This is a genomic window from Methanoculleus sp., from assembly GCF_035363275.1.
In the GTDB taxonomy this organism is placed as follows: Archaea; Halobacteriota; Methanomicrobia; order Methanomicrobiales; family Methanoculleaceae; genus Methanoculleus.
The window spans coordinates 17,035-27,516 of sequence record NZ_DAOSET010000034.1 but is presented as its reverse complement, the minus strand read 5'-3'; the positions used below and the strand labels follow the sequence as shown (position 1 = coordinate 27,516).

Genomic DNA, 10,482 nt, shown 5'->3' with positions numbered 1-10,482 from the left:
GGTACCGTCTCCAGCTGCGATACCAGTTCCCAGATCCGGGTCCGGGCGTGGACCGGCATGTTCGGGTCGTTGCTGATCTCATCGATCATGGAGATTGCGGTTGCGGCGCGGAGGCCGATCGACTTTGATTCGTCCTGCAGAATCGATTTCGTCTCATCTGCAACGCGACGGATGTTGCGTGGAATGGTTGAATCTTCGTTGATATTCTGCAACATCTGGATGCAGATCCGTATTGTTTCTTCGGGACTTGCCATCGGATTTACCCCTTTATTATTAATGGCATCCAGACATATATAAGTTGATTAAGGGAGTTCAACGGAATGACGGCTGATAAGGCTGACGAAGTCATGGCAGAGTATCTCCTGAAGGGAGGAAAGATGCTCGCAAAATCCTGTAATGTCTGCGGGTACCCCCTGTTTGAGTACAAGGGAGAGACGCAGTGCGTGATCTGCCCGGAGAATATGTCTAACGAGGGTCTTCCCGCCGGGGAGCCGCCTGCCCGGACCCTGGAACCCACGCAGTCTCCCGCACAGGCGGCGGCCGCCCCGGGGCCGCAGGGCCGGGTTGCCGGGGAACTCGAAGAGACGATTGTCCACCTCTGCGAGCGCATCCGGATTGAGCAGAGAGCCGATGAGTGCCTAACCCTGATGATGGCGGTCGAGCGGGGCACAAAAGCGCTCAAACGACTGCGTTAACGGTACGGCCTGCGGGCAAGATCCCAGATGCCGTGTGCGGTCTTTTCCCCGATCCCATGCACGGACGCCAGTTCTTCCAGGTTGGCGCCGATGATCGCCTTGAGCGACCCGAAGTGTTCGAGGAGGAGCCGTGCGCTTTTCAAGCCGATATTCGGGAATGCTGCAAGCGCATACTCCTGCTCTTCGCGGATCGACCGGTAAGACTTCTTCGGATGCACCTTCCGCTCCCCCCGCTCGCCCCCCTCCCGCTGTGCGAGGACGTAAAGCATCTCGGCGGTATCGTCCGCATCCCTTGTGCGCATCAGCGCGATCCCCATGTCCACCGTGATAGCGGCAAGCGTGCCCCGGATGGCGTTCGGGTGGATATTCCGCACCGCATAGAGGTCGTCCTCCCCCTCGATGATCAGGATCGGCCGCGCCGCCGCATCGGCCATGGCCCGGAGCTGCCCGAAGAGGTCCCGTTCGATCAGGGTATTCATGAAGTCCTGCACGGTCTTGCGCTCGACAAGGATACGGTCGCCGATGGCGTAATCGCCGAACTCAAGACGTTCGAGCGTTATCGACGCCCCGAGTTCGTGCAGGCGCCCCGCGACGCGTGACGACGTCTCCCGGTCGTCGACGGTGATCGCCGGCCCTGCCGGGGCAAACGCGAGGATCTCCACCTGTCTGGTGGCGGCCGGGATGGATGGGAGGGGAGGGGCGGAGACGGATTCAGGGGCCGGAGCGGGAGAGGGGGCAGGCGCAGAGCTCATGCTCCTGATCCCCGTCACCATCGCCCGTTCTCGGGTCTGGCTCACGTACCGGAACGTCTCGTCGGAGGTGCCTTTCGTCACCAGCACGACGATCGTGCCGCTGCCGCTCCTCCCGGTCCTCCCCTTCCGCTGAATGCTCCGGATCTCCGAGGGGACCGCCTCGTAAAAGATTACCATATCCGTCGAGGGGACGTCGAGCCCTTCCTCACCGACGGATGTCGCGACCAGACACTTGAACTCACCCTCGCGGAACCGGGCGAGGCTCGCGATCTGCTCCTTCTGCGAGAGCCCCCGCTCTGCGTCCCGGGAGGCCTGGCCGACGAACCGCTCGCAGGCGATACCGGCAGCGGTGAGCGTGTCGACGAGCGTCTGGACGGTGTCGCGGTAGGTGGCAAAGACGATGATCCGGCTATCCGGGTGCGCCGCAAGCTGCGCCCGTACCAGCTCGCGGACGATTGAAACCTTGGGATGGAGTTCCTCCTTCCAGCCGCCGGAGATCTCGACGAGGTGCTGGTAGGCAGGATCCCCGACGAGGCGCTTGCTCGCCTTGCTCCCCGCGCTCGAGGCCCCTTCCGCACCGAGCCGGGTCAGGTAGAGTTTGAGCGCCTCGCTTCCTTGCGTCTCGGCAAGCGATATGGCGTGGCGAAGTTTCATGCACTCGGCGTGCAGGGATGCCGCGGTGAACGCAGCGGGGTCCCGGTTCCGGATGCGTTGCTGGATCTGGGCATTGAGGGCGTTGAGCGCCTTTATCGAGAGTTTATCCGGCTTCGGGACCCGGAAGTTGAGGCTCGCGAGCCGGGTGAGGCGCGACTCAACGAGCCCTCGGAGGAGGACGAGTGCCGCCTGCAGTTCTTCGGGCAGGTAGACATCGACATACTGGATATTGCGTTCGTGGATGTAGGGGAGGACGTCCTCGTCGGTCTCCACCCGGGTCTCGACCGTCTTGATCTGAAGGTTGGTGCAGACCTCCTGCACCTTCATCTGGTCGCCCCCCGGAGAGGCGGTCATCGCGAGCAGCAGGGGCTTGCTCGCCGTTGCACAATAGTGCCCGGCAAGAAAGACATACGCGTAGTTCCCCACCGCCCGGTGGCACTCGTCCACGACCAGCAGCACGACGTCGGCGAGGCTGTATCTCCCCGCCAGGCAGTCGTTCTTGATCACCTGCGGGGTGGCAAAACAGACCCGGCACGCCTCCCAGGCCCGGGCCCGCTCCTCCGGGGAAGTCTCCCCGGTGAACATCACAAGATCGGACTCCTGCGGTTCGGAGCCATCCCCGGAGAGCAGGAACTGTTTGAAGAAACGGAGGTGCTGTTCGACCAGAGGTTTTGTGGGCGCAAGCATCAGCACTCTGCCCGGGTGAGAGTAGAGGCGAGATGCAGCGACGATGAGCGCGACGGCCGTCTTCCCGAGGCCGGTCGGGAGGACGACCATCGTGTTCGCGTCAAGCGCCCGGAGTGCGATGGAGAGCTGGTATCGCCTCTCCTCGATGCTCTCCGGCCGGATCAGCGGGTGGGAGATGTAGGTCATGCTTTGAGTTCATGGAACGTGGTGGCGCCGCAGATGAGCGCGGAGAGGGTCTCCGGCAGCCGTTCGACCGGTATGCGGACCTGTTCCATGCTGTCCCGGTCCCTGACGGTCGCGGTGTTGTCCTCAAGCGTGTCGTAGTCGACGGTGACGGCAAAGGGCGTCCCGACCTCATCCTGTCTCCGGTAACGCCTGCCGATGGCACCGGAGTCGTCATACTGGGCGAGGATGCGGCATTGGGTGAGCCTCTCCGTGATCGTCTGCGCGATTCCATCGAGGCCGTCCCGGTTCATCAGCGGGAAGACAGCGACCTGGACCGGGGCGACCGCCGGCGGGAGCCGGAGAACCTTTCGTATCTCGCCCTCGACCTCCTCTTCGGCGTAGCTGTGTTCGAGCGCGACGTAGATCATCCGGTCGATGCCGTAGGACGGTTCGATGACGTGGGGCATCACCTCCTCGCCGCGGACCTCCACCTCTTCTTCCCGGACCACATAGAGGTCGGCAGGAATGAAGAACTCCTCGCCGTCGACGGTGACGCGCGCGCCATCCTCTCCCGGCTCGGATGCGGCGAGAGCGTCCGCGATAGCCTTCGCCTTGCCGCGGTAGCGGGGGCCGAGCACGCCCATGTCGGCGATGACACGCCGTTTCGCGACCTTCTTCGGCTCGTCGTAGGGCATGAAGACCGTCATCGAGGTGTCGGAGTGCGCCGCATGCGAGCGCAGGTCGTAATTGGTGCGGTCGGCGATGCCGACGATCTCCACCCACCCAAAGCGGCCGGAGTAGACCTCGGCGTCCCAGCAGTCGGCCGCGTAGTGCGCCCGCTCGTCGGTCAGGTGCTGGCGGAACCGAAGTTTCGCCGGATCCACGCCGATGGCGGTCAGGATCCGATGCGTGAGCGCGACGTAGTAGGCGACGTACTCGTTTGCAATCAGCCCCTCATCGACCGCGGCGCGCATCGTGATTGCGGCCGGCTCCTGGCCATCGAGCTGGCGCGCGATGGTGAGGAGGGGAACCTGATAGTCCGCGTAGCGGTGGAAGGCAGGATGGTTCTTCTCGTTTGGGTGGACGAAGATCTCGGCCTCGGCCTGGGAGAACTCCCGCAACCGGATCATGCCCTGACGGGGCGAGATCTCGTTCCGGTAGGACTTCCCGATCTGGACCGCGCCGAAGGGGAGCTTGTCCCGGTAGAAGCGCAGCAGCCGGGAAAAGTCGGTGAAGATGCCCTGGGCAGTCTCGGGGCGCAGGTAGCCCTTTCGCTGCGATCCCGGGCCGATGGTGGTCTCGAACATCAGGTTGAACGCAAAGACGCCTGCCTCCCCCAGGCGCTCCTCGCACGCGGGGCAGGGCAGTTCGTAGAGCGCTGCCTGGAGAGCCTCCGCCGAGAGCGTGCCTGCGTTCTCGATACCGTTCTCCGCCGCGATGTGATCGGCGCGGAGGTACTCGCCGCAGTGCGGACACTGCACCATCTTGTCGGCGAACTCTTTCACATGGCCGGATGCGACGAAGATCGCTTCATTTCCGACGGTGGGGCATTCGATCTCGTAGTAACCTTCCTGGAAGACGTAGTAGGAACGCCACAGATTCTCGACGTTCCTCTTCATCATCGCTCCAAGCGGGCCGTAATCGATGAACCCGGCGACCGACCCGTATATCTCGGATGAGGGCCAGACAAAACCACGTCTTCTGGCCACTTCCATGACTTTTTCGTAAATATCGCTCGTCTCGGCCATAGTCTTGCAGTATATTTGAGCGCCGGTGCTAATAAAGAATGGTTCTCCTATCGCAGGCGATCACGATTCTTCGGAAAATGGGGTGAACAGAGAAGTTTTTTTCCACAGTCGGCAATATCCCGGAAGATATGGTTACATCCTTCAAAATGATCGTTCTCTCCCGGCGATTTATATGGTAAGTTTTAAATGCTAGCGGTTGTAATGTAGGGAACGTTACGCCCCGGTTTGGGGATAAGGTATATATATTCGAGGTCATCATGAGTGACCTCCTGAACCAGACGGTGGAATACAGGATAGAGAGACACGGACATGGCAGAAGATACCCGCAAGCAACAGCTCCTCGAGCTGTTCACGACCATCACGAACAAGAAGACGATCGTTGAGCCGATGAGAAAGGTTCACGGTACGCTCCGGGATCGCGACGCTGTTGAGCGCGAGATTGCCCTGATCATGCGGGAGGTCCTCGATCAGGGGTATTTCAAGACCAAACTCGCCCCGCGGCAACTCGCAAAGCTCGTGGTTGCATACTACGACGGTAAGAACGATACGGAGATTGCGAGAGCGCTCGGCGATGAGAAACTGAGCAAGACCGTGGCACGCGCCCGGGTCCGCCTCAAACTCTTCCGGGAGCTCGACTTCAAGATGCCGTTCGATCAGGCATCGATGACCGAACTTCTTGATTCGGGGAAGACCATGAAGGAGATCAGCGAGGAACTCGACGTGAGCCCTTCCACGCTCCGTGAGTACCGTCACGTGATCGAGCAGCAGAGGGATACCACCCTGGACCCGTACCTGGAGCGGATCAGGGACGTGATGGAAGATCGCGACCTCTCCGAGCTGATGACGCGCGGTGTCGCCAACGACGGCCTCTCCGAGGCCATCGACATCACCGAAGCGATCGATATGGGGGAGTTCTAACCTTCCGGTCCACCCTCTGTACTCCCCTGAACATTTTTTAATGGGCAAGGCCGATCTCTTCTCCATGAGGTTGACCTGGCTTGGCCACGCGTGTTTCTGCCTTGAGGGATCGCGGACGATCCTCATCGATCCCTTCATCCCGGAAGACTCGCTCTCCGTGGAACCCGATATCGTTGCCGTGACACATGCCCATGCGGACCACCTGGGCATTGCTGCAGAACTCTCGAAGAAGACGGTCGCCGTCAACGAGGTGGCAAAGTACCTCCGATCGAAGGGCGTTCCCACCGAACCGATGAACATCGGCGGCAGCATCACCGTCGACGGCGTGCAGTTTACGATGACGCCCGCGCTCCATTCGTCGTGGCTGGAGGACGAGGGCATGGGCTTTTACGGCGGTGCCGCCGCGGGATTCGTCATCGCGATGGACGGCATCAGCGTCTATCATGCCGGCGACACGGCGCTCTTCTCCGATATGCAGCTTATCCGGGACCTCTACCGGCCGGACGTGGCACTCCTCCCGGTCGGCGGGCGTTTCACGATGGGGCCCGACGAGGCGATGATTGCAGCCCGGTACACCGGGGCACGGCTGGTGATCCCGATGCACTACGACACGTTCCCGGCCATCCGGCAGGATCTCCAGAACTTCAAGCAGGCCATCGAGCGGACGACGGCGATCCGGGTCAGGATCCTCTCGCCGGCGGAGAGCATCGAGATTGGTCCCGAGAGCCCTGAAACGTAACGGCGGCAGGATGAGCTCCTGCCGCCTGCAACTGGACCCCTGCCCTACTTTTCAAGAGTACGCCTCCCTGGCGGGCGCAACGGTCCGTGTCACGAAGCCCATCCGCACCTCCACCGGATCCTGCACAAGGTATATGTGATCTCAAGCCCGGAGTGGGGCCCGGATCACTCTCTCAGAGTGAGAATATCCACTATGAGGTGATAAGAATGGAAGATGACAAGATATTCACCCCCGGCGGTAAAGAACGCCTGCAGGCCAGCAGCGACCGGGAAAATGTCCCGTATCCCCGCGGTGACGGGAAGGTCAAACTGGTGACCGCGGACTGGCTGGCCGACCGCCTGCACGACGGCAACCTGACGATCGTCGACATCCAGCCGAACATACACGACTACATCCAGGAGCACATCCCCGGTGCCACCTACCTGACCGAAGGCGTCCTGCGGGTATCCAATCGTGGCTTCCCGGGGTCGTACAGCCCGACCGCCTGCATTCAGGAGTCGTTCCGCCGCGCGGGCATTGAGGCCGACTCGCCGGTCGTCGTCTACACCGGCAAGGGCGTATTCTCCAGCAGGGGAGATGGGCTCGGGCAGACGATGATGGCCTACACCATGGCGAAGTATGGTCACAACGCCGTATACATCCTCGATGGAGGACTGGATGAGTGGAAGAATCATGGAGGGGAACTTTCGCAGGAGTACCCTCCCATTGAGCCGTCCGGTTTCACTGCCGAGCTCCGCGACGATTACGCCATCAGTTACGAGGAGTTCCTGCGGGTCAAGGACAACGACGACGTGATCGTGCTCGACGCGCGTCCGACAAAGGTCTATGAAGGGCAGGGTCCCTGGCGGAGACCGGGGCATATCCCCGGTGCCGTCAACCTGCCCTGGAGAAGCCTGATGGACGACGAGAACCCGGCGCTGCTCAGGCCGAACGACGAACTCGACATGATCCTGGAAGATCACGGTGTCGACCGGAGCAGGACCGTCATCTGCTCGTGCGGGACCGGCCGGGAGGCCACGAACGAGTTTGTCCTCTTGAAGTGGCTCTACCGCTACCCGGACGTCCGGCTCTACGAGGGATCGTTCACTGAATGGGTCACGCATCCGGAGAACCCGGTCGTAGAGGGGTCAGAACCACGAGAGGCGAGAAGAGAGGCGGTTCCTGCACGGTAGTCCGTAAGCGCCCGGGCAACCAGCCATAACCTTTATTTTCTACATTTAAAAAAACAGAAATTATTATATATTACCGTGGACTAAATAGCGCTAGAGAGATTTGGATCCACACAAGACACTTCCCCCCTTGACGTCGTCTTTTCGTGCGTCCTCTTCTCTCTAATCCACATTTCTTCCGGGATTCTCGCAGCCGCGAGGTGTGTTCATGCGATAGATGGCACAGTTCGCATTCTCTCCTCCAGCGTAGCGGCCCGCCCTGTCTCGAACGAGGGCGAACCTGTGCCGGATTACTTCATCTTCCAAGCGCTCGCGAAACCTTAAATTCATCTGCAGCCATTAGATCTCCGTGGACAGCGCCGTTGCCGGATCGTGCCCGTGAGCGAAGGACTTACCGTAGATGGCGGAAAGAAGCCGGCCGTGCCGATATTTTCACCCAGAAACACCTGGGCTGCCGCGAACTACTGCTTTCGTGACGCTGCCGGATGAACATCCAGGCAAAAACACGTGAGCGGCAGGGGAAGGAGCATATCGGGAGCAACAGGGTCGTCGATGCGGGGATCGACCGGATAACCGGGCAGTGCCCGATCAGGAGTTCGCGCTCTCGAGGAATATACAGGCCGGCAAAACATGAAGAAGATCGTTGTACACGTAAGGGAAGACGGGCATAGCAGAGTAGAAGAGGTCCTTACAGGCCTTCATTATACGATATCGCTCGTTCAGGAGATCTACGAGATCACCATATACACGCCGGACGAGAACCTCGACGACCTGATCGAGAAGATCCAGGGCGTGCTGGACCTGCGGTACAACGAGAACATGATCGAGGTCTCGACACCGGAGTTCGTCATCTCGTCGCTCTTAAAACGCGCCGAAAAGGAGACCGAGAAGAAGGGCGAGAAAACGCCGGTCGAGAAACTGCTCGAAACCATCCAGGGTTACGATAAACTCGATCTCGAAAAACTTGTGTTGACGTCCATCGCCGGGCTGGTAGCCTTCTTCGGCCTGCTGCTCGACAACCAGACGATCCTCATCGGGGCCATGCTTCTCTCCCCGATCATGGGCCCGATCTATGGGTTCGCCGTCTATGCCGCTCTCGGCAGGATCCAGAACGCCCTGCGCTGCCTCAGCGTGCTGGCGGCACTGCTCCTGGGCGTCTTCGTCCTCTCCGCCGTCGCCACCTTCCTGATCGGCCTCGTCTTACCGATCGGACCGACCGAAGAGATCGTCACGCGCCTCGTGTTGAACCCCATGTATACGCTGATGGCAGTGCTTCTGGGGTTCGCGGCCGCGATGGCGTTCAACAAGAGCATAACGGAGGTGATCGCCGGCGTCGCCATCTCTGCCGCCATCATCCCGCCGACGGTGGTGGCCGGCCTCGTCCTGGTGCTCCAGCCCATCAGCCTGCTCTCCTCCGCGCTGCTGGTTGCCGGGCAGGTCGTCGGGCTGATGGCAGGCGCACTCATCGCCGTCGTCCTGCTAAAGATAGAACCCCGGGCACCCCGGGAAAAGGCCGTTGCACGGCGATACCGGGCATGGCCGATCATAACAACCGTGATCCTCCTCACCCTGCTCATCGGGATCTCGTGGCTCATGTGGATGTAGCAGCGCACAACGTCACTTCACTTCCTCCCGCTCAAGGAGCCGTTACAGTAACGGGATCGTCTCTTCTGTGCATGGTTACCAGACCGGGTTTCATTGCTCCGGGTGCGGTTCTTCCCGGACCGGCTGGCCATCCCCTCAGCCGGGCCATTGATTACCGCGTGGGTGTATCGGGTAGATACGCGTTCTCGAAGGGCTCTATACGGGCATATGGATGTGTGATAAACTCCGGTGTCATATATACTACACAGAACGCATATACCCTCCCGGCACCAACGCTGTACAATCCATGGAGATCAGAAAAGTCCAGATCACCGGGGGCTCGTCGTACATCGTATCCCTGCCGAAACAGTGGATCAGATCCGCAAACATACAGAAGAACGACCCTGTAGGATTGATCATACAGCCTGACGGTTCGCTCCTGATCACGCCGAAGATCGGCGGGGAGCCGACCTATCGCACCAGAGTTTTTGAGGTCGGTGCCACGACGGATCGCACCTACCTGCTCCGCCTCCTCGTCGGGGCATACGTCGCCGGGTTCACGGCCATCCGCCTCGAGTCGAGAGGAAGAATGCCGCCGTTTGCCCTGCAGCTCGTCCGGGAATTCACGCAGATGGCGATCGGCCAGGAGGTGGTCGGCGAGACGGACTCCTCGATAACGATCAAGGATCTCCTCAACCCTGCAGAGATGCCGCTTGAGAACACCCTCAAACGGATGCATGTGCTGGCACGGGGCATGCAGCAGGACGCGATGGCCGCCATACGGGGGCGCGACGCGGCACTTGCCCGGGACGTCGTCGTGCGGGACACGGAGGTAGACCGGCTGCACTGGCTCGTTGCGCGGCAGGACAACCTCATCGCGATCGATGCCGCGCTCTCGCGCCGAATGGGCATCCCGGTACACCAGGCGACGTACTATTTCCAGGTCAGCAGAATCATCGAGCGGATAGCCGATCACGCCACCCGGGTTGCGCATAACGCTCTCGCCCTGATCGACCGCGAGGTCGAGGCGGCGACACTTGACCTCATGGATGATGCAAGCGCGCTTGCTCTGGATATCTTCGCGTGGAGCATGGAAGCGTTTCATTCGGGCGACATCATGAAGGCAAACACGACGCTTCAGAAAGTGCGCGATCTCGAGGAGATGACCCGGGAGATCAGCACCCGGGTGCTCCGGTACGAGGCGGTGACGGCGATCCCCGTGGGACAGATTGCAGACAGTATCCGGCGTATCGGGGAATACTCCGGCGACATCTGCGAAAGCGTCATCAATTATACCGTCGGCCAGGAGTCATGAGGGGCGGGCGCGGCCCCTGGTGATCCCTTTTTTCGGGCGGACGACGAACCATCGAT

Annotated in this window: 9 protein-coding genes; 6 read left to right on the top strand and 3 right to left on the bottom strand. The window is 60.8% G+C overall.

What is annotated here, in order from left to right:
* Positions 1–254: UPF0147 family protein (locus PLN84_RS08765; protein WP_348532011.1), on the bottom strand; the 254-nt coding region annotated here is incomplete at its 3' end.
* A gap of 66 nt (positions 255–320) precedes the next feature.
* Here PLN84_RS08765 and PLN84_RS08760 point away from each other — a divergent pair.
* Positions 321–695 (top strand): Sjogren's syndrome/scleroderma autoantigen 1 family protein, encoded by a 375-nt coding sequence (locus PLN84_RS08760; protein WP_292385983.1) that lies wholly within the window; start codon positions 321–323, stop codon positions 693–695.
* Here PLN84_RS08760 and PLN84_RS08755 read toward each other — a convergent pair.
* Together PLN84_RS08755 and glyS are read right to left on the bottom strand one after the other, a co-directional pair.
* Positions 692–2,974, bottom strand: coding sequence for a DEAD/DEAH box helicase (locus PLN84_RS08755; protein ID WP_292385985.1), 2,283 nt, complete (start codon positions 2,972–2,974; stop codon positions 692–694). The two genes, PLN84_RS08760 and PLN84_RS08755, sit on opposite strands and share 4 nt — an antisense overlap.
* Positions 2,971–4,701, bottom strand: coding sequence for a glycine--tRNA ligase (glyS, locus tag PLN84_RS08750; protein WP_292385987.1), 1,731 nt, complete (start codon positions 4,699–4,701; stop codon positions 2,971–2,973). Before glyS ends, PLN84_RS08755 begins: the two co-directional genes overlap by 4 nt.
* A gap of 309 nt (positions 4,702–5,010) precedes the next feature.
* Between glyS and PLN84_RS08745 the strand changes: the two genes are divergently transcribed.
* From PLN84_RS08745 to PLN84_RS08725, 5 genes are all read left to right on the top strand, one after another.
* Positions 5,011–5,619, top strand: coding sequence for a response regulator receiver protein (locus PLN84_RS08745; protein WP_292385989.1), 609 nt, complete (start codon positions 5,011–5,013; stop codon positions 5,617–5,619).
* Positions 5,620–5,683: 64 nt separating this feature from the next.
* The gene (locus PLN84_RS08740) at positions 5,684–6,358 is read left to right on the top strand and encodes a metal-dependent hydrolase (RefSeq protein WP_292386274.1); all 675 of its coding nucleotides are present in this window, start codon (positions 5,684–5,686) and stop codon (positions 6,356–6,358) included.
* A gap of 206 nt (positions 6,359–6,564) precedes the next feature.
* Positions 6,565–7,530 (top strand): sulfurtransferase, encoded by a 966-nt coding sequence (locus tag PLN84_RS08735; protein WP_292385991.1) that lies wholly within the window; start codon positions 6,565–6,567, stop codon positions 7,528–7,530.
* Positions 7,531–8,157: 627 nt separating this feature from the next.
* The gene (locus PLN84_RS08730) at positions 8,158–9,132 is read left to right on the top strand and encodes a TIGR00341 family protein (RefSeq protein WP_292385993.1); all 975 of its coding nucleotides are present in this window, start codon (positions 8,158–8,160) and stop codon (positions 9,130–9,132) included.
* 286 nt (positions 9,133–9,418) lie between these two features.
* Entirely contained in the window at positions 9,419–10,426 is a 1,008-nt protein-coding gene (locus tag PLN84_RS08725) for a phosphate uptake regulator PhoU (protein ID WP_292385995.1), read from the top strand.
* Positions 10,427–10,482 lie beyond the last annotated feature (56 nt).

Bases quoted from the DNA above. Each gene is read 5' to 3' on its own strand.
- PLN84_RS08760 (WP_292385983.1), top strand. From the start codon at position 321: ATGACGGCTGATAAGGCTGACGAAGTCATGGCAGAGTATCTCCTGAAG.
- PLN84_RS08755 (WP_292385985.1), bottom strand. From the start codon at position 2,974: ATGACCTACATCTCCCACCCGCTGATCCGGCCGGAGAGCATCGAGGAG.
- glyS (WP_292385987.1), bottom strand. From the start codon at position 4,701: ATGGCCGAGACGAGCGATATTTACGAAAAAGTCATGGAAGTGGCCAGA.
- PLN84_RS08745 (WP_292385989.1), top strand. From the start codon at position 5,011: ATGGCAGAAGATACCCGCAAGCAACAGCTCCTCGAGCTGTTCACGACC.
- PLN84_RS08740 (WP_292386274.1), top strand. From the start codon at position 5,684: ATGAGGTTGACCTGGCTTGGCCACGCGTGTTTCTGCCTTGAGGGATCG.
- PLN84_RS08735 (WP_292385991.1), top strand. From the start codon at position 6,565: ATGGAAGATGACAAGATATTCACCCCCGGCGGTAAAGAACGCCTGCAG.
- PLN84_RS08730 (WP_292385993.1), top strand. From the start codon at position 8,158: ATGAAGAAGATCGTTGTACACGTAAGGGAAGACGGGCATAGCAGAGTA.
- PLN84_RS08725 (WP_292385995.1), top strand. From the start codon at position 9,419: ATGGAGATCAGAAAAGTCCAGATCACCGGGGGCTCGTCGTACATCGTA.